The organism is Streptomyces sp. NPDC006296, assembly GCF_040613235.1.
Taxonomy (GTDB): Bacteria; Actinomycetota; Actinomycetes; order Streptomycetales; family Streptomycetaceae; genus Streptomyces.
On record NZ_JBEXRT010000023.1, the window covers coordinates 95,195 to 114,999 of the forward strand.

The 19,805-nt window shown below is 69.9% G+C and carries 12 protein-coding genes and 1 pseudogene; 10 read left to right on the forward strand and 3 right to left on the reverse strand.

Features of this window, described 5'->3' with window-relative positions:
• Positions 1 to 140: 140 nt before the first annotated feature.
• Positions 141 to 2,999, reverse strand: coding sequence for a serine/threonine-protein kinase (locus ABZ172_RS18240; protein WP_129856944.1), 2,859 nt, complete (start codon positions 2,997 to 2,999; stop codon positions 141 to 143).
• An 893-nt stretch (positions 3,000 to 3,892) separates the two neighbouring features.
• On the opposite strand from ABZ172_RS18240, the gene ABZ172_RS18245 reads away from it, so the two are divergent.
• On the forward strand, positions 3,893 to 6,016 hold the full coding sequence (locus ABZ172_RS18245) for an AAA family ATPase (protein ID WP_356884737.1): 2,124 nt from the start codon (positions 3,893 to 3,895) through the stop codon (positions 6,014 to 6,016).
• Complete coding sequence (locus tag ABZ172_RS18250) at positions 6,009 to 7,502, forward strand: UvrD-helicase domain-containing protein (RefSeq protein ID WP_165398545.1); 1,494 nt, start codon at positions 6,009 to 6,011, stop codon at positions 7,500 to 7,502. Before ABZ172_RS18245 ends, ABZ172_RS18250 begins: the two co-directional genes overlap by 8 nt.
• A 337-nt stretch (positions 7,503 to 7,839) precedes the next feature.
• Here the strand turns inward: ABZ172_RS18250 and ABZ172_RS18255 are convergent.
• Positions 7,840 to 9,026: pseudogene (locus tag ABZ172_RS18255) on the reverse strand (dihydrofolate reductase family protein).
• 29 nt (positions 9,027 to 9,055) lie between these two features.
• Entirely contained in the window at positions 9,056 to 10,483 is a 1,428-nt protein-coding gene (locus tag ABZ172_RS18260; RefSeq protein WP_129856950.1) for a helix-turn-helix transcriptional regulator, read from the reverse strand.
• Positions 10,484 to 10,773: 290 nt separating this feature from the next.
• Here ABZ172_RS18260 and ABZ172_RS18265 point away from each other — a divergent pair, with 290 nt between their 5' ends.
• From ABZ172_RS18265 to fxlM, 8 genes are all read left to right on the forward strand, one after another.
• Positions 10,774 to 11,382: a hypothetical protein gene (locus ABZ172_RS18265; RefSeq protein WP_356884738.1), complete on the forward strand. Its 609-nt coding sequence runs from the start codon at positions 10,774 to 10,776 to the stop codon at positions 11,380 to 11,382.
• Positions 11,383 to 11,683: 301 nt separating this feature from the next.
• Positions 11,684 to 11,845, forward strand: a complete 162-nt coding sequence (locus tag ABZ172_RS18270; RefSeq protein WP_351283702.1) for a DUF6302 family protein — start codon at positions 11,684 to 11,686, stop codon at positions 11,843 to 11,845.
• 44 nt (positions 11,846 to 11,889) lie between these two features.
• Positions 11,890 to 12,093, forward strand: a complete 204-nt coding sequence (locus ABZ172_RS18275; RefSeq protein ID WP_129856952.1) for a DUF5999 family protein — start codon at positions 11,890 to 11,892, stop codon at positions 12,091 to 12,093.
• The gene (locus ABZ172_RS18280) at positions 12,090 to 12,743 is read left to right on the forward strand and encodes a hypothetical protein (protein WP_097930521.1); all 654 of its coding nucleotides are present in this window, start codon (positions 12,090 to 12,092) and stop codon (positions 12,741 to 12,743) included. Before ABZ172_RS18275 ends, ABZ172_RS18280 begins: the two co-directional genes overlap by 4 nt.
• Before the next feature lie 188 nt (positions 12,744 to 12,931).
• Entirely contained in the window at positions 12,932 to 13,111 is a 180-nt protein-coding gene (locus ABZ172_RS18285) for an FxLD family lanthipeptide (protein ID WP_028444064.1), read from the forward strand.
• Positions 13,112 to 13,221: 110 nt separating this feature from the next.
• Positions 13,222 to 16,317: a lantibiotic dehydratase gene (locus ABZ172_RS18290; RefSeq protein WP_252938957.1), complete on the forward strand. Its 3,096-nt coding sequence runs from the start codon at positions 13,222 to 13,224 to the stop codon at positions 16,315 to 16,317.
• On the forward strand, positions 16,314 to 17,579 hold the full coding sequence (locus ABZ172_RS18295; RefSeq protein ID WP_129856953.1) for a lanthionine synthetase C family protein: 1,266 nt from the start codon (positions 16,314 to 16,316) through the stop codon (positions 17,577 to 17,579). Before ABZ172_RS18290 ends, ABZ172_RS18295 begins: the two co-directional genes overlap by 4 nt.
• 21 nt (positions 17,580 to 17,600) lie before the next feature.
• Positions 17,601 to 19,670 (forward strand): methyltransferase, FxLD system, encoded by a 2,070-nt coding sequence (gene fxlM / locus ABZ172_RS18300; protein WP_129856954.1) that lies wholly within the window; start codon positions 17,601 to 17,603, stop codon positions 19,668 to 19,670.
• Positions 19,671 to 19,805: the final 135 nt, after the last annotated feature.

A 19,805-nucleotide genomic window follows, 5' to 3' on the forward strand; every position in this document is an offset into this window, starting at 1 on the left:
GCCCCAGGCGTGCACACCTTCCAGTCCTACCCGGACCGCGGACCCTGGAACCGGGGTAGGTGCTGTAGACGCGTCGGCCGGGCGTGATCCGATCCCTTATGAACGGCCTGATCCACCTGCCGCTGGCCGCCGGACCTGATTCAGCCGAGCTCGGCGAGGGCCGCGTAGATCGCACTTCGCAGGCTCACATCGACACCGCGTTCGTCGGTGAGCTCGGCGAAGTGCCGTGCGCTGTGCGGGTGCTGGCGCAGGACCGAGGCGACCACAGCCGCGGGCTGCCCCTTCAAGGTGCGCAGCCACTCCCTGATCAAGTTCTGCGGCTTCCACTGATCACACGCGCCGTCCCACTCGCACATGCTGTCCGCTGCGGCATCCAGGAGGGCCCACTGCTCTTTCCGTCCTGCGGCGGTGGCGGCAGCCAGCAGCCAGCAGATGGCTCGGTCTATCTCTTCGACCCGCGGCCAGTTGCCGTGCTCGTCTCCTCGGGCATGGGAGGCCAGTGCCCTGAACACCGTAACCGTCCGTGGTACGTCCGACAGCAGCACAGGGCGGGCGGCCTCGATGTCGAGCGCGGTGACTGCTTCCAGGTAGAGCTCGTAGTCGCCGGGTCGGTCGGCCGCGAGGTCGAGCAGCTGTCCAGCTGCCGCCACCTCGCCGGCGGCTGCAGCCTCAAGCAGCCGCCGGGCGCGGACGATAGGCAGCCCGACGGCCGGGGACGTCTCCCTCTCAACCAGGTCAAGGAAGGCACCGATGTCTTGTGGCCTGCGGGAAGGGTCGAGATGCGTGGCCCGGCGTACGACGCCGTACCACGGGCCCGGCGGCGGGAGCAGCGGGACGTTGGGTTGGGGCCAGGTACCGGTGAGGATCCACCCGATGAGCTGGCCGAGGCTGTAGATGTCGCTCGCGAAGGTCGCCTCGTGCGCACCGACTGACAGTTCCGGGGCGGCGAACCCCTCGGTGCCGATCGCGCCGTGGGTGAGGACGCCCAGGTCGCTGGTCTGACCGCGTGGTCGGCGCGCGATGCCCCAGTCGGCCAGCACCCACCGGTCCTCCAGGGAGAGGACGTTGGACGGCTTGATGTCCCGGTGCAGCCACCCGTGCTCGTGCGCTGCGGTGAGCGCCGAGGCGACGGCGTCCACCAAGGCCCGAAGCCTGCCTGCCTCCTGGAGCTCAGAGCGTAGGTCCTGGGCGGTGGCCTCGGCCACTGGCATCACGAACCAGGCGTGATCCGGGCTGAAGTCGAGCACCGACATCACGTGGGGGTGGCCGCCCAGCCGCTGCGCAAGCTCGATCTCCCGGGCCATGCGCCGACGCTCCCGGGACCCCTTACCCAAGCGGCGCTTGAACGCCACGACGACGCGCGATGCCTTGTGCATAGCACGGAAGACCTCGGCCTGCCCGCCCTCGGCCAGCGGCAGTCGTTCGAGCCGGTAGTCCTTCTTCTCTCCACGGGCGGAGCCGCTCACCTGCCCGTACTCCTGCGCCCCCGCCCCGACCAGGGCGGTGTCCCCTTCGGGGGACTCAGTGGCCAATTGGGGGTTGGTGAGCTTGACCACGACAGGGCGGACGCTGGAAGGGTGGTTGTCCGGGAGCGAGGCGAGCAGGTAGACAGGCCCATCGGCGTTGTCGGTCTGGGCTAGGCCGAAGACCTGGGAGAGCCGGAGATCGGCCATCGTCTCGGCGGAGCGGTCTGCGATCAAAGTGCGGTGCAGCAGGACGTGGTTGCCCGACCCGTCGGGGGAGGCGCTGAGCACGCTGCCGCGCCCGTCGGCCAGCAGGTGCGCCGGGTAGTGTCCGGCGGTGGGAATCCAGTCCTCACGGCGGCCGGCATCCGTGCTCCGTCCCAGGTCCACCACGGCACTGCTCCCGCCCGCTGCGAGGAAGAAGCGACGCCCTTCCAGCCAGACGGCCGACCGGACCGCTGCCTCGAAGGCGATGGGGTAGCGCAGCTGGTTGCCGAGCTCACCACCGACGCGGGTCAGAGCGAGCGTGCCGTCACCGGCACCGAACGTGACACCGGAACCGGAAAGCACCCACGGCTCCCCGCCTGGGCCCGCCAGCAGCTGGGCTCCCTCTTCAAAGGCACCGGCCAGGACGGTCAGTGCGCCCTCGTGCCAGCGGACCAGCGCCGACCCGCACATCACCAGCAGCGCATCGTCGGGCTGAAGCAGCGCGGCTCCGTGACACCCGGACAGCTTCAGGCGCCAGAGCGCGGCCCCGCGCATGCCGATCGACGACACACCGTGGGCGCCGGTGATCAGCAGGCTGGTTCCGCCCGGTCGGCCGTTCCCGCCCGGCCACGAAAGGACTGTGAGGCCCGAGGGAGCATCCGCCAAGGCCCGACCCATGAAAAGCACCTCAGCGGCCAGGGGTGCCTGAGCCTGCATCTCCACCCGAACCGTTGGGCTCAGACGCGCCGCAGGCGTCATCGGCCATGCATGGTCCGGCGGGGAGGCGGTGCACAGCAGCTGAGCGAGGTCAACGTGTGGCTGGCGCTGCCGGAAGGTGTCGCGGATCAGCTCCGGCAGGGACCGCAGGCCGGCCACGGCCGCGTCCAGATGAGTTCGGTCCAGCACCACGCCGAAACCCCGCACGGCGTCCTCGACCCGGTCCAGATCCTCGTCGTCGGGCGTGACCGTGGCTGTCCACCACAGCAGAGCCCACTGCTCGGACTCCAGCCCCGACCGGCGTGCGGAGAGCACCGCCCGGCCCATAGCATCCTTCGCGCCGATGGCCAGGCTAAGCAGATAGTCCCGCCCTTCGTACTCGAAGCCGAGCCCGGGAAGCCCCTCAAGGTCGACGCGCTGCACGGCTCCATCGGCACTGACCTGACTCAAGAGAGCGGCCACCAGCTCGGCTAGAGCTGCGTACTTCTCCGCATCGGTTACGGTGTTGTCCGTGGCCCACTGGCCGTAGTCGGCCAGCAATGCCCGTGCCTCATCCACGCTGTTCGTGTTCTCCCGCTCCCCGGTGCCGACGCCCGGGTGCGGGGTCAGCATGAGCGCATTGTGTCCCATCGCGGCCTTGCGGCGCCGGTGTCTGCAGTATCTGTGTGCCTGCGGACGATGGCGAAGCCGGGGGCGGCACAAGATCACACCCGGTCAGAGTGCGATAGCGCAGGGCATCAGCGGTCAACCCGTACCCGAGCTCCGCACTGGCCAGGGGCACCAGCGCGGCCAGCAGCACCAGGAACCACCGGGGCCAGTCACAGGTTTGGGTGTACGGCAAAAGTCGGCCCGCCTGATCAGCGCGGGGCGGTCTTCCACGGTTCCGTCAGACCTGGGCGAGGTGGTTCAACATGTTGAGGGCGGCGGTCGTGACCGTGAGGGCGGTGTACAGGCCGAGAACCTCGTGGATGGTCGGGTGGGCCAGACGCGGCCAGTCGGCCGGTGCGGCAGGCCAGGAGGCAGGTGCACCTCCGCGGCGGCCAGGCCCAGGTCGGCGGTGACGTTCCAGACGCTGAGGGAAGCCGACTCCCAGCTGAGGCGAATGCGTGCCGCGCACCCCATGCCGAGCGGTGTACGCGGCGCACTGGTATCGCAGAGGGGTGCCGTGTCGAGTTGACGGTGGAGGCGTTGGCCCGCGCGGTGGGCTCCCGCATCGGGGATGCCCACCGCGACGAGGACCTCGCCTGACCGGTCAGTGGCCGGCCTCGGGCCGGCCACCGGCGGGCCGACAGTGGCCGAAGGGGCGGGCTGATCGGGTACCTGGCCCAGGGCCCGGATGCGCCGGCATTTAGCGATGGATCCGGGCTCAAGCGAGCTACCTCTTCAGGGAAATGTCAGTGGCATGGGTGATGATGAACGCCGTCGTACTGATTGACCTGTGGGGGGACATGGTGCACCTGAGTCGCATTGCGGTCAGCGGCTTCCGGGCAAGCGCGGAGGGGGCAATGGCTTGCGACCTCCCCGGTCGTTTCAGTGCGCTGATCGGAGCGAACGGCGCCGGTAAGACGACCCTCACGGACGCGCTCTACCTGGCTCATCCCACCAGCCGCTTCCCGGTCCTGCCGAGATACGGTTCCGCCGCGCTCGCGCCGGAGAGGTCTACCCGCGCCATAGAGGTCGCCTACGAACTGGGCGACAGCCTCGACGAGGAAGGGCATCTCGGCCGCCGACTGCACCAGGTCGACCATCGGCCTCTTGGCCAAGTTGCCCAGAGCTGGGACGTCAGGCTGGACCGCCGGCTCGGCGGTGTCGTCCCGAAGGTCGTCAGCGCGCACGGCAGGACGCTGGATCTGGACCCGTACAAGTTGATCTATCTTCCGGCCTGGCGCCATCCACTGGACGAGCTGGCGCGCCGCGAGGCACGGATCCTGGTGGAGTTGCTCCGTGCCGAACAGCAGCGCCTGAACGGTACCCGGAACCTGGTGGGACTCCGGGCGCGCGCCTCCCAACTGCTGGAGGAGCTGGCCAAGGAGAGCATCATCGATGCCGTCGAGAAGAGGATCGGCGGATACCTCACGGATCTGTCGGCCGGGGTGGACCGCCAGTGGTCGTACATACGCGGCCAGGTCATCGACGACACCTACCTGGCCCGCGTACTGGAGGTCATGCTCGCCGTCATGGAGGGACGCAGGTTTGCCCGGCCCCTCGAAGTCTCCGGGCTGGGATACGTCAACCTGCTGCACATTGCCGTGACCCTGGCGGCGATACCGGACTCTGCCGAAGCTCCGCGAGGGGATGCCTGGCCTCCCCCGGACGCTCATGATCGGCCGCCTCTCACCGAGGAGGAGCAGATCCAGCAGGCGACCCTGAACCTCGAACAGGCGCAGGCCGATGCCGATGCGGAGGAGGACTCCTTCTTCGGTATGAAGCCCTTCCACGCGACGGTCGTCATCGAGGAACCCGAAGCCCACCTCCATCCGCAGCTGCAGCACGCTCTCGCCCGCTACCTGCGCAGGACCGTCAAGAAGCGCCCCGAACTGCAGATCATTCTCTCCACCCACGCGCCGGACGTCATCACGGCCTGTGCCCCGGAGGAACTCGTCGTCGTGCGCCGGACGGCGAGGGGCAGGGTCTGCCGCGCAGTTGCCGACGTCGTACCGGAGAAGGACCGCGCCGTCACGCTGCGCAAGACACGGCTCCATCTGGACGCGAGCCGGTCCGCCGCGCTCTTCGCCGAACGTCTGGTGCTGGTCGAAGGCGTCACCGACGCAGCCGTCGTCCGGGAGTTCGGCAGGACGTGGGCCGGCGCGGATGCGCGCAAGCACTCCTTCATCGACGCGCTCAGCATCGTGCACATGGGGTGGAAGGTCGGACAGTGGCCGGTGCATCTGCTGGCGACCCAGGGCAGGGAACTCTGCACCAGGCTGGCGGTCCTCGTCGACAGCGATCTTCCCTTCGAAAGCGAAGACCGCAAGAAGCCGAAGTGGCTCTCTGCGCACGACCCGTCAGTCGTCGACGCCTTCGTCAGCCACCCGACCCTGGAACCGGCCATCACCGAAGGCAACAAACACCTGATCGAGGCTGCCCTGGAGGAGGTCGGACTGGAGGTGCCGGAGGTGACGCCCCAGTCCGTGCACGAGCTGTTCCGCAGCGCTCGGACGGCCAAGGGCGAGCAGCCCGCTATCCCGGCGGGGCTAGGTGCCAAGAAGAAGGGCGACTTCGCGCTGGCTTTCGCCGGTCTCCTCGCAGAGGCCAACGAGGTGGACCCCGAACAGGCGTCGAACCTCCCAACTGTGCCCGAGCACATGCGGCAGCTGTTCGAGTTCCTCTACACGCCCGACGCAACTGCTGAGGGCGATTTTGGGTCGGAGAACGACCCCTTGGCTCCCCTCGACGAGCCGGACTGGCTCGCGGTGGTGAAGGAAGAGCGGGAAAGGGACAGCCACCCCGCCGAGGACATCGCGGACTTCCTTTGGCCCGACGATGAGGAGAAGGAGGATGGCGACTGGGCGGACGAGTACGCACCAGAGCCGGACGCACCGCCCTGGGAGGAACTCCTTCTCCAGCGCCCTCCCCGTCGGGGGGCCTGGCCTACGGCCGCACCTCGAACGACGACCTTCGATGAGTAGCCGTCGGCCCGGTGAACTCGTCCTCACGCCAGAACAGCTCCTCGTCGCGGCGAACCCTCACCGCCTCCTCTACATAGAGGCGTTCCCGGGCTCAGGGAAGACGACCGTCTCGCACCAGCGCTTCGGTCTGCACCGCTTTGCGCGCACGACAGATCACCGGGCTGTCGTGGCGGTCAGCTTCACCCGCTCGGCCACCGAGGAGTTGCGCAGCCGGGTGTCCCGACAGTGGGGGCCGTCGGCGCTGACCTGGCCCCATCGCATCGCTACTCTCGACTCCGTCCTGAACGACCTGCTCACCCACCTCCTGCGGTCCCGCATCCTCCACTGGCCGGGCGGCCATGAGGAACTGGAGGTGCTGGACACATGGCCGACCCACCTGCCCACCACCCCAACGAAAGCGAAGCCGGTCCTTCGCCTCGCGGGCACCCGAGTCGTTACCACCTACCAGCAGGAAGAGGAAACGAAGTACCACATCAAGCCGGTGGACTTCTCCTCCGCGATCGTCGATGGGCGGTGCACCCACGAGAATGTGCGTGAGGTCCTGCGCGACGCCCTCGATGCCGAGGACATCCGCGCCCGCGTCACGGCCTACTTCGCCACGGCGATCAGGTCCCTGCTCGTCGACGAGGTCTACGACGCGAACGACCTGGACGTGGAGATCATCCGTGTGGCGGCGAACGCGGGACTGGCCGTCACCCTGGTGGGAGACCCCTGGCAGGCGCTTTACGCCTTTCGCGGCGCCCGCCCGGAGAGCGTGCGCCGACTCCTCGGACTGCTGGAGTTCGAACGCGGCGAACTCCGGACCACGTTCCGATGGCGCGACAGCGCGACCCAGACGTCACTGACACAGGGCCTGCGCCTCGGGCAGAGCACGATCCTCCCCGAGGGAACGGCGAAAGACGTCAATGCCGTGCTCGCGCGAAAGTGGCAGTCGCTGTGGGACTGCGACCCTCAGGTCCTCCCCTTGGCCACTGCCAAGTGGAGGATGGGGCCGCTCCAGAAAGCCCTGTGCACCTTGCTTCTGAACGAACTCACCCAGACGACCCTCGGCCTGTCGGCCTTGTTCCTCCCCGAAGCCTGGACCACCCTGGGCATCAAAGAGGCCGAAACGTTGGAGAAGCTGCGTCCGAACCTGCAAAGCACACTCCAACGCCTGGCGGGCCAGGACAGTCTCGCCGAGATATGGACTGCTCTGGTGCGTACCGTGGTTGCTACAGGGCACGTCGAGCCGCCGGAAGGGTACAAGCAGACAACACCGCGAAAGGCTCTCGGTCACCTGCGTACGCGCCTGAACGTAGAGCATGATCGCCTGGTACTCGGGCTGACCTGTCACCAGGCGAAGGGCAGGGAATGGGACAGGGTCGGAGTGCGGCTGGAGGAGACTGACGTGGCCGCCCTCCGCAAGGGCCTCGACCCTAGCGACGAGACCCACCGCGCGCTCTACGTCGCACTCACCAGAGCAAGACACCTCAGTGTCAAAGTTTGAGGTTTCTTGAGCCCCGGGCTCGGCGGCGCAGTCGAAGGCGAATTGCCCGGCCGGGACAATCCTGATGCCAATCACAGCGGCCCCGCCGCCGATCAGTGCACCGAGGAGGGCGCTCCCGGCACCGACCAAGGCGATGGTCATCTCACTGCCCATACGGCCGATCTTGCGCGCGTGGGACGGGCGCAAGCAGTTGATGGGGCGAACCGGCCAGCCTCATAGGGCAGCACGCTCCTGGGCTAGCACTGGAACGTTTCCTTCCTTTCTGACCGCGTCCCGTGCCGCTGATTCTGTCGACTAACGAACTCGTTAGCCCCTGGAGGTTCCCTGAATCCGAGGATCAGAGCAGGTGCCGGTTCGGCGCCTGTGCTGCGTTTGCGTACTCAGGCAGTGCAAGAACTGTGACGCCGGCGTCTTCGAGGGTCTCGGTGCCATCGGCGCCGACGACGAACGTATCGGGTTCGCTCCATGCGGTGACGACGCGGCGGAGGCCCACGTCGCGGATGAGCTGGGCGCAGGGGCGAGGTCGGGACGCCCGTCTGGCGCAGGGCTCCAGGGAGCTGTAGATCGTGGCGGTGGCGAGCCGGGCGTCCTCGGCGGGGAGCTTGGCGAGGGCCCCTTCCTCGGCATGGTCGTGGGGATCGCTCTCACGGGAGTAGCCGCGGGCGAGTTCGGTCCCGTCGGCCGCGACGACGACTGCCCCCACGCTGAAGGCGGTCTCCGAAGGTGGGCAGAGGGCGGCCAGCTCACAGGCGAAGGCGAGCCAGTTCCGGTCTGCGGTGTTGGGCTCGCGGCCGGTGCCGGGGGCGCCGGCTGAAGGGGTGGTGCTCATCGGGGCTCCGTCAAAGTGTCCTTGGGGGCGTACCTCAGGAGTACCACGTCACCGATCTGGCGGGCCTCCAGGAGCCGAAGGCGGGCGGCGGGGCCGCCAGGGTAGCTCGCGGGGCCGAGCATCCTTACCGCATCGAACTGGCCGACCAGGAGCGGGGCGATGACGAGTTGGAGTTCGTCGGCAAGAGCGGCTTCGAGGAGCTGTGTGTGAACGGTGCCACCCCCTTCGACCATGAGCCGCTTGACGGCGTACTCGTCGCCGAGGAAGTCGAGCGCGGCCGGCCATACGGCCTCCTCGGGGACGCTCTGAACGGTAGCCAGGTCGCCGAGGTTGGCGCGGGCTTTCGTGGTGGCCTGGTGGCCCACGGCGAAGACGAGCTTGTCTCCGCCGTGGTGCCAGAACTTCCAGTGCGGATCAAGGTTGCCCGTGCCGGTGATAGTGACCTTCAGCGGGTACTCCGGCTGGCCAGCGGCGACCCGGGACGCCCTGCGTTCCGCCGAGTTGACGAGGAGGCGTGGGTTGTCGGCGCGGAGTGTGCCGGCGCCGACAAGGATCGCGTCGACACTGGCTCGTACGGAGTCGACGCGTTCGAAGTCCTCCTTGTTGGAGAGCAGGAGCCGGTTCTCGCCCGGGCGGGTGTCGAGGTGGCCGTCGATCGATACAGCTGCGGACAGCAGGACGTACGGGCGGGGCACGGTATCTCCAGGCGGTGTGCGCGGGTGAGTCAGGCGGGATGAAGAACGATGCGGTCGAGTGAGGCGCGGAACTCGGCGACGCCGTCCTCGCCGGTTGCGGGGGCCAGTGCCTGGTCGAGCCGGTCGAGCTGTCCGAAGATGCGCGCGGATCCGGTCTCGGCGGCGATCCCGACGGCCTGCCCGCCGATTCGGGCAGCGAGGGTTACGTTGCCTGTGCCCGCGTGGGCACGTGCAGCGCGAGCGAGGTAGACACCGCGGTCCCGGCGATATGCGGGCGGGAGCACTGCGAGGGCGCTGTCGAAGCCTGCTGCGGCCTGCGCATACTCGCCGAGTGCGGCGAGGGAGCGGGCTCGGGCGGTGCTGATGTACGCCGCATCGAGCCAGGAGCCCCAGACGCCATCGGAGCCCGCGCGAACGAGAAGAGTCAGCGCGGTGTCGTACGCCTTGTGGGCTTCACTGCCTTCACCGAGTACGGCATGCGCGTGGGCCTCGTGCAGAACGGCGATGACTTCGAGGCGGCTCCCGGGCCGGGCGGTGCGTCGGGCGGCTGCGGCGAGGCCGAGAGCGTCGGCAGGATGACCGGTGTCGACGGCGAGCTGGGCCTTACGGCCGAGGATGTACGCGGTGAGATCGGTGTCGCCGGTGATGTGGGAAGCGTCCAGTGCTTTCGCGGTGCGGCCGTGGGCGGTGCGCTCGTCGCCGATGTCCTGGGCGAACCAGCCCGCCAGCTCTTCGTATCGCGTCTCCAAGGCGAGAAGCTCGATGGCGTCGGCGCCACGAGCGGCTCGACGTCTCGTGGCAAGGGAGACGAGGTGTTGTTGCAGGGCGGGCAACACGTGCCGGGGGCCGATGAGGTTGTCGGTCTGGATCATCACCCGGCGGAGTTGCGCGAAGTGCTCGAAGGGAGACCCCATGTCGGCGAGTTCGGTGGCAGCCGCCGGCGTCGCGGCCGGCATGGCTGTCGCAGCCAGGCCGGCGATCCCTGATGCGAGAACAACGCGGCGGGGCACGGGCACGAAGAGGATCCTTCCGTGGATGCGGGCGGGGACGACGACCGTGTCCGTGTCGTCTCCAAGCGAGCCTGCCCGCACGACCGCGTTCATGGCCAGGGTCTCCGGGGCGCTGGCCCCATGACCCCGTGTACTGGCCCCATGAGTTGCTGTCCCGGCTCTGGACACCGGGACAGAGCAATCCTGGGGGGCCTCGCGCTCCGCGCTGTCCCAGCCACGAACTAATGCACCGGCGGCATCGAGGATGTCGTCGAGAGTGATGGCCGCATGTTTCGGGACGGGACGTTCAGCGCGCTCGAAGCGCCCGAGATGTGAACGGTCGATCAACGCCCTGCGAGCCAGAGCCTGCTGCGACAGCAGACGGGCCTCGCGGAACTGGCGTAGCTCGTAACCCCAGCGGTGCCATGGGCCGGCGTCCGGAGTCAGCTCGTTCGGCTGCTGCCCCACGCTTCCTCCTCCGCCGTGGACTTTCGTTCACCCGCGGTCGATGTCAGCGACAGGGGCGGGTCTCCATGGGGCCTGCGGAGCCAGCGTGTGAGGCTCCATCTAGGGCCTGCCCACCGGGGTTCCGTACCGCTTTCATCGTCGGTACGAGCTGATCACACGGTATCCGAACGGCGCCTGGCACGGACCTGATTCACGTCGGTAGCGAACGTAGTGGTCGGTCGGACCGAACGCATTGCGCAATCGTCGGATGAGCCCTGCGCGGGCTGAGCGCGATCTAGGGGAAGGCGACCATGAAGACACGTAGAAGCCTGGGCGACATGATCGCCGTCTCCAGTCCACGGATCAGCCTGATGGGATCCCGGAACGGGACGGACGCCGAGACTGCTCGAACCCAGGAGTGGCACCGCAAACCCGCCCCGCCGGAGCGTCCGGCGCGCAGCGGCGAGCTCGTCCGGCTCCGTCAGCAGTTCCGTCGCAAGGCGACCGAAAGGTGCGACCGCCGCTCCGGTGATCGCCGTCTCCGGGTGTTGGCGTACAGCTTGGTGCTTAGCAGAAGTGCCAGGCCGGATGAGGACTGGAACACCCTCCAGACCGAGGCTGAGCAGCGTGGCTACGCAATGGGAGCGAGGTTTCACGACGTAGCCGTTCCCGTGACCACGACGGGCCTCCCCGGCTCGGGTGCCGGCCGTGGCGTTCACGCGCCGCCCTGGCAGCGCCCTGGCTGGGGGGAGGTCGAGCGACTGATCCGAGGCGGCTTCGCGGACGGCGTGATCGTCCTCGACCGGCACAACCTCAGCTCCGATGACGACGAGTATCGCGCTGTGATCAACGAGCTGGGTGAGCGGTACCAGGCATTCATTCACCTCGTGATCCCCGAGGAGCTGTCCGGTCCGACTTGAAGGCGACCGTTGCGGTGGATGGATGCGAAGGGCTGGGGCTGGAGACAGGCCAGCGCTCAGGTTCTCCTCGTCGTCACCGTGTTCGCAGTGCTCGTCACCGTCTACCAATCCGCCTGATCGGAGGGCCGTTTTGACGTTCGAGGGATACACCAACCAGGCAACACATTTCCTGCCGCTCCGTGAGGTGGGACTCGACCTATGCATCGTGCCTGCAGGTGACCCGCAGGGCGCGGCATGACCGCGATCAACGAGACCTGCGCGTGCAGTGGTCATCTCACCCGGATCCCTGCTTCGTTGTCGAGTGGGGGGAGAGAGACCACTCACGCTCGAGGGCGACCGCACTGCCACCACCCTGGGGCGCTTCTACGGCTACAGCGAAGCAGCCATAGCGGCCTTCATGGGGCGGTGCCACAAGTCCCCCTCTTCGGCCGTGCCCGAACCGTGTTCCCCCACGGCACCGTAGCTGGCCGAAGAGGGCCCAACTTCCCACCCGAGAGGACGAGCACCATGTGTGCGCACAACCCGCCGTGCCCCACGGCCATGGCTCCCGACAGGGAGGCCGCGCGACCCGTCGCGCACCACCCTGAGCAGGGCTGGAGCCTGCTGTGCAACGGAGTGCTTGTGTTCGAGGACACCGGAGAACTCCTCCCCGACGGCCGTATCGTCGCCCCCCACCGGCCGCTCGCGCTCACGGTCGGAAGCGCGGCATGACGATCACCGCAGCCGACCTGGTCGTTCCGTACATCACCGCTCGTGAAGGCGAAGAGGCGGACTCCCTCCTCAACCTGAACGTACGCATCGGTCCTGACCGGCGCCCGCGGCTCGGGTACAAGGACGAGGCAGGGCCCGACCGAGATCTTCGCGGCGTGCTGTGGGCCCGGTACTCCATGTCACTCGGCTTCGCGGGACAGCCCACCGGGAACCCGAGGTGGCGGCTGGTGCACCCGCTCCGCCAGCGCATCACGATGGCGCTCCTGCGCTGCCAGGTGTGCACGGTCCCGCTGAAGCGTAGCGACGGCATCCTCTTCGTGGAGACGGCCGACGACGGCGACGACTACACCGGGCCGGTGAAGACCGCGCAGCCGCCGGTGTGTCTGGAGCACGCCCGGATGGCGGCCCGGCGGTGCCCCCGGCTCAGGAGCCAGGGCCACGTCGCCCTGCTGGCCACGCGGTTCCCGCTCTACGGCGTCATCGGCACCCCGTACCAGTACACCGCCGACGGCATCCAGCCCCTCGCCGCCTCGGACGCTCCACTGCCCTACAACCACCCCCAGATCGACTGGTTCCTCGCCTCTCAGCTCGTACGCGAACTGCGGGACTACGAGGTCGTCAGCCTGGACGATCTTGTGCCCGCCGCATAGACGGCTGCTCGACGGTCCTGGGCAAAGGACCGGACCGTCGAGCGGCACCCCAGAGCTTCCCGGCCCGACCATCGGACCGGGATGGCCAGAACCTGACCCCATGGCGTAGCCCCGTCGCTACGCCACGGTCCTCAGTGCGCTGGCAAGCACCACCTGTCCTACACACCAACGAATCACCTGGAGTTGTTATGACGCGAATCGTCACCAAGAGCACCACCCAGGTCCAGGAGCCGACGGCCGGCGGCCAGTCGGACGGGTTCGACCTGAACGTCTCCCTCCTGGAGGTGTCCGATGCGGCCGGGCTGACCGTCCTGACCGACGACGGGTGCGGCAGCTCCTGCGGTGCCTGCGTCACCTTCACTGACTGACCCTGACCGTCTGAACCCGGCCATCAGGTCATGAACCGCGGTCGGTGCTGTCGCGCTACTCGGCGCGTCGGCTCCGACCGCCCCTCCAGACGCACGAAGGGACACGTCACGTGGCTATACCCCCAGCGTTCAAGGCGGGCACGACCGCCCTGGTGCGCGCAGCCGCTCGACCGTCGGTGACCCAGCTTCCCCTACCGGACTTCGACGACCGGTCCTTCCGAGCCGAGGAGTTGGAGGAGGTCACCACCGGACGCCTCGCCTGGATTCGCAGCATCTGGCACGACCCGGGCATCGCACAGGCCCTCCGCCATGCCAGCCCGGTTCTCGCCGCCGAAGTCGAGGTCCTGGAGGGTGCTAACTCCCCTTCTACCCGCGAAGTCCGCCGCGTTGGAGTGTCGGTGGCGCGCTACCTCCTGCGCGCGCTGCACCGGCCCACACCGTTCGGACTGTTCGCCGGAGTCACCACGGCCACCTTCGACGCCGAGCCTCACTCCCACTGGGGCCAGAACCACCTGGTCGTGGCCCGCGCCGGTGCGGAGTGGGTGGGGAGGCTGACCGAGCAGTTAGAAAGAAGCGGAGAGCTGCTGCCGCTCCTGTCGGTCGTCGTCAACAACACCACCTTCGAGCGCGACGGCAGTCTCGTCGTTCCCTACCAGGACGACGGGCCGACCGGTCAGCGGCGAGCGGTCGAGGTGTCCGTCGAGCTGTCGGCGCCGGTCCGGCTTATCCTCCGCGCGGCTGACGCGCCGATCCGGATCGGGGAACTCGCCGAGAAGCTGATGGCCGAGTTCCCGGCGGTGGCCCCGGAGCGCGTCAAGCGGCTCCTCGCGGGCCTGGTGCGGCGGCGCGTGCTGATCACCAACCTCCACGCGCCGGCGACCGAGACCGACGCGCTCGGTCACCTGGTCACCCAGCTCGACGGGGTCCGTGCCGAGGACATTCGTCTCCTGGCACCCGTCGTCCGGGAGCTGCGCGCCGTCCACGCCGGGCTGGAGCAGTGCGGCACCACAGAGGGCCGGGACGCCGTAGCGACCCGGATGCGTGATCTGGTGCCGGGCCTCCGACGTCACCCGCTCGCCCTGGACCTGTGCCTGGACGCCACCGTGGTGCTCCCTGATCTGGTCGCCCGCGAGGTCGAGCGCGCCGCCACGATCCTCACCAGGATCTGCGCCCGCCCGTACGGCACCGAGCCGTGGAACGAGTACCACCAGCGGTTCTACGAACGGTTCGGCGTCGGCACGATGGTGCCGCTGCTGGAGGTCGTCGCGGACAGCGGCATCGGCTACCCCGACGGGTACCCGGGCGGGCCGACCGGAGCGAGCCGCCGGCGCCTGTCGCCGCGGGACGACGTGCTGCTCGGCCTCGCCCAGGCCGCCGCGCTCGACGGCCGCGACGAAGTCGTGCTGACCGACGAGACCGTGACCGCCCTGGAGCGGGGACCACAAGAGCCACGGGTACCGCCCCACTTGGAGGTGGGCGTGCGACTGCACGCGGCCAGCCTTGCCGATGCCCGCCGCGGTCGGTTCACCGTGGAAATGACCAGCGTGGCCCGCGGAGCGGGGGTGACCGTCGGACGCTTCCTCGGCGTCCTCCCCACTGCGCAACGCGAGCGCCTACAAGCGGAGCTGGCTGACCTGCCCACGGCCGACGCCGGCACGGTGGCCGCGCAGCTCTCCTTCCCCGCGCTGTTGCCCGACACCGCCCACGTCACCCGAGCCCCGCGTGTGCTGCCGCTGGTGATCAGCCTGCAGGAGCACCGCGCCCCCGACGCCGCGGTGCTCACGCCGGCGGATCTGGCGGTGGCGTGCGACGGGCGCCGGATGTACCTGGCTGCTCCGGACCGCGGGCTGCGCGTCGAGGCCGTCGGCATGCATGCGCTCAACCTTGCCGAGCACACCCCGCCCCTGGCGCGGCTGATCACCGAGGTGTCCCGGGCGCAGAACGCCCAGGTCACCAGGTTCGACTGGGGCGCCGCCGCAGCGATGCCGTTCCTCCCCCGCCTGCGGTACGGCCGCATCGTGCTGGTAGCAGCCCGCTGGAGGCTGGAGGCCGACGACCTCCCCGACCGCCACCGGCCCGGCGCGGACTGGGCCGCCGCACTGTCCGGCTGGCGGGAGCGCCGCCGCCTGCCGCAGCACGTGCTCCTCGTCCAGGACGACCGGCGGCTGCCGCTCGACCTCGATGAGCCCGGCCACCGGAGCCTGCTGCGCCAACACCTCGACCGCGCCGGTACGGCGCTGCTGACGGAAGCCGCTCCTCCTGGGGCGGACGGCTGGAGCGGGGGCCGCGCCCACGAGATCGCGGTCCCCCTCAAAGCGGTCCGGCCTCCGGCCTGGCCTGCGCTGCCCACTCCGACCACCGCCCGCACGCTCTCCCCAGCCCAGATCCAGACCCCCGCCACCTCCCCGGTGATCCTCGTAGCCTTGTACGGCGACTCGCGGCGTCAAGACGCCCTGCTGACCCGGCACGTGCCCGACCTGATGCGGCGCCTCGGCTCTCCCCGCTGGTGGTACGTCCGCTTCCGCGACCCCCAGCAGCACCTTCGCCTGCGGATCGCGCTGCCCGACCCGGACGACTTCGCCGACACCACCCACACGGTCAGCGCCTGGGCCGACGAACTGCGGACCGCCGGGCTGCTGGCGGACCTGCGCTACCCCACCTCCTACCGCGAGACGGGCCGGTGGGGCTCCGGACCGGCATGGGACGCGGCCGAGACCGTGTTCCGCGCGGACTCCGTGGCCACGGTGGCGCAGCTCGCCCAGCCTGTCCGGCCCGCGCAGCGCACGCTCGTGGCCGCGCACTTCTTCGCCATCGCCTCCGCCCTCCTCGGCAGCCCGGACGCCGGCGCGCGCTGGCTGATCGACCACATTGAGCCGACCGCGCCGAACCCGGTACCCCGCTCGCAGTTCACCGACGCCGTGCGGCTGGCAGACCCGCGCGGTGACTGGGCGGCCCTGCGGTCGGCGCCCGGCGGCGCCGCGATCGTCGACGCCTGGGCCGAGCGCACCGCTGCGCTGGCCGGGTACGGGCCGCACCTGTCCGGCCCGCACGCCGACGGCATCGCAGTGGACGGCGTACTGACCTCCCTGCTGCACGTCCACTTCGTGCGGCATGTCGCGGTGGACTTCCCCGAGGAAGAGGTCTGCCTGTACCTGGCCCGCGCCGCAGCCCTGGCCTTCACCGCCCGCGCCGGGAGGCGACCGTGACCCACACAGCAGCCGCAGTGGCCGCCGCCATCGCCGACCGGCTCGCCCACCCCGACCAGGTGCCGGCGGCGGCCACTGACGACGCCAACCGGCAGCACCTCGCCTACGGCCCGACAGGCATCGCCCTGTTGCACATCGAACGCGCCGCGGCCGGGCTTGCCCCCTGGCAGCGCGCCCACGACTGGCTGGCCGCCTCGACCCGCGAGCCCTTCACCAGCGGCCCCGACAGCCACCCCTTCTACGGCGCCCCGGCGCTCGCCCATGCCGTGGCGTGCGCAGCCGACCACCTTCCGGACTCCTACCGGCGCGGCCTCGATGTGCTGGACCGGCAGGTGACGGCAGACGCCCGGCGGCGCCTTGACGCCGCGCACCGCCGGATCGAAGTCGGGCAGCTTCCGGCACTCGCCGAGTTCGACGCCATCCGGGGCTTAAGCGGGTACGGCGCCTACCTGCTGCGCCGCGACCCTGCGGGCCCGGTGACCCGGGCCGTTCTCGACTACTGCGTGCGCCTGACCGACCCGGTCACCGACAGCGGCGAACGACTGCCGGGCTGGTGGGTACCGACCGGGCCGTCCGGCAGGCCGGACGACCGCTTCCCCGGTGGGCACGCCAACCACGGCATGGCACACGGCGTCGGCGCGGTCCTCGCGCTGCTGGCGCTTGCCGCCCGCCGCGGCACCACCGTCACCGGCCACCATCAGGCGATGCGCACCATCCTTGCCTGGCTGGAGCAGTGGAAGGCGCCCACCGGGCGCGGCACGGCTTGGCCGTACTGGATCAGCCGCGAGGAACTGCGCAGCGGCCGGCCCGCGGCCGCGGCACCACGGCGGCCGAGCTGGTGCTACGGCACCGCGGGCCTGGCCCGTGCCCAGCAGCTCGCCGCGCTCGCCCTCGGCGACAGCGACCTCCAGGTCGAGGCCGAGGCCGCCCTGCTGGACGCGCTGAGCGACCGCGTGCAGCTTCGCATCACCACGGACAGCGGCCTGTGCCACGGCTTCGCCGGTCTGGTCCACATCGCGGCGCGTGCCGCCGCCGACGCCGACCGGGCCACCGCCGGCCAGCTCCGCGCCATCATCCCCGCCCTTCTCACCATGCTGGTCCCGCCCGGCACCGCCTCCGGCGTCGCCGCCGCCCGGCTGCTGAAGGACGCGGCGGGCGCCGGTCTCCTCGACGGTGCCGCCGGAACCGCGCTGGGACTGACCACCGCGGACAGCACGGACCCGCCCCGCACCGCCTGGGACGCCTGCTTGCTCACCGCCTGAACCCGACCGAAGGACTTCTCGATGTGTTCCGATCGCTGGCAGCAGCACAACATCACCTTCCCCGACCGGGACACCGGGCGACGGGCTGTCACGGAACGCCTCGCCCCCGTTCTGCTCGCCGCCGAGGCCGACGGGCAGCTCAGCGGCTGGTGGTTCATGAACAAGCAGCCCTGGCGCCTTCGGTACGTTGCCGACCAGCCGTCACCGACCGTGCTGACTCTGCTGGACGAGTGGGGGGCCGACGGCACCGCGCAGTCCTGCACGGCCGGGAACTACGAGCCGGAGACCGAGGCATTCGGCGGTGCGGACGCCATGGCAGCCGCGCACGCCCTCTTCCACGAGGACAGCCGCCACCTGCTCACCTATCCCGTCAAGGACGGGCACCTGGGGCGGCGCGAGACCGCCATCCTGCTGATGAGCAGCCTGATGCGTGCCTCGGGTCTCGACTGGTTCGAGCAGGGCGACGTGTGGGCGAAGGTCTCCGCACTGCGCCCCGGTACCGGCACGCCCGGGTCCCCGCGCCTTACCTCGGCAATGCGGACCCTGATGACCACCGAAGCCCGCAGCCTGTGCCGCGAGCGCGGGCCGCTGGACGGCCACGGCGACTGGGTCGCCGCCTTCGAGCGTGTCGGCACCACGCTCGCCTACCTTGCCGCCCAGGGCGACCTGACCCGCGGACTGCGCGCCGTCATCGCGCACCACGCCATCTTCCACGCCAACCGTGCCGGTCTGCCGTCCGCCGACCAGCACACCCTGTTCAACATCGCACGAGAGGCAATCATGGGTTCGAGTGAAAACACCGCGTCAGCAACAGAATCAGGCTTTGCGGCCCATAGCGTCAGCACGGTGAACACCGACACACTCACCGCCCCCGGGGCCAACGCCGAACAGCTTCGCAACGCCCTGGTCGACCAGATCAAAGCCGACGGCCACGCCCGCACCCCCGCGGTCGAAGCCGCCCTGCGCACCGTGCCTCGGCACCTGTTCGTCCCTGACACCTCGCTGGCCGACGCCTACGACAACAGCCCGGTCAACGTGAAGTACGACCCCGAGGGCACCTCGATCTCCTGCGCCTCCCAGCCAGCCGTCGTCGCCCTCATGCTGGACCAGCTCGAAGCCCAGCCGGGCGAGCACATCCTCGAACTCGGCGCCGGCACCGGCTACAACGCCGCCCTGATCGGCCACCTCGTCGGCCCGAGCGGACACGTCACCACCATCGACGTCGATGACGACCTGGTCGAAGGCGCCCGAGCCCACCTCGCCGCCGCTGGAGCCACCAACGTCGAGGCCCTGACGCGCGACGGCGCCCTCGGCCACGCCGAAGGTGCCCCGTACGACCGGATCATCGCCACCGTCGGCGCGCACGGCATCCCCCACGCCTGGCTCGACCAGCTCGCCGAGGGCGGCCGACTCGTCACCCCGCAGCGACTCACGGGCAGCGTCTCGCGCTCCATCATCTACGTGGCGCGCGAAGGTCGGTGGCATTCGGTCGGCTCGGAGATGAACACCTTCATGCCGCTGCGCCGGGGCATCGCCGACGACGACCGCCGCGCCGTGCCGCTCAGCACGGACGGCGCCGTGCGCCTCCAGGCCCCGGCCGGACTGGCGCTTGACGCCGATGCCCTTGCCGGTGTTCTTGACCAGCCGCGCGTCGAGGAGTGGACGGGGATGACGGTCCGCGCCGGGGAGTCCCCGGAGTGGATGGAGCTGTTCGTCTCCTGTGTCATGCCGTCCGGGCTGATCCGGATGCTCTTCCCCCAGACCGCCAAGGGCACGTTGCTTACCGAGGACCCCTACCCCTCGGCCACGGCCGCCGTCGAGAAGGGCGCCCTCACCTACCTCGCGCGGCGCCTTTCGGACCAGAAGACCCCCGAGGGCGACAAGCTTTGGGAGTTCGGCGTCATCGGCCACGGCCCCGGGAGCGATGAGCTGGCCGCCAAGGTCGCCGACGCGGTCCGCACCTGGGACCGCGAGTACCGCGGCCGGGACGCCACCTTCGAGATCCTGCCGCTCGACGCGCCCGCGGACGAGCAGCCCGGTGTCTTCGTCCTCGGCACCCCGCTGAACCGCGTCCGCGTCACCTGGCAGTAGCTGATCCGCCTGCGTGGTGCCCGCCGACCGGTCGGCGGGCCCCCCCCCGCCCAAACCCCCACCCCGACGTCTACAACCCCCGCGGGCCACCAGGACCAGGACACACCCCAAACCCCCCCCAATAACCGCAAAAAA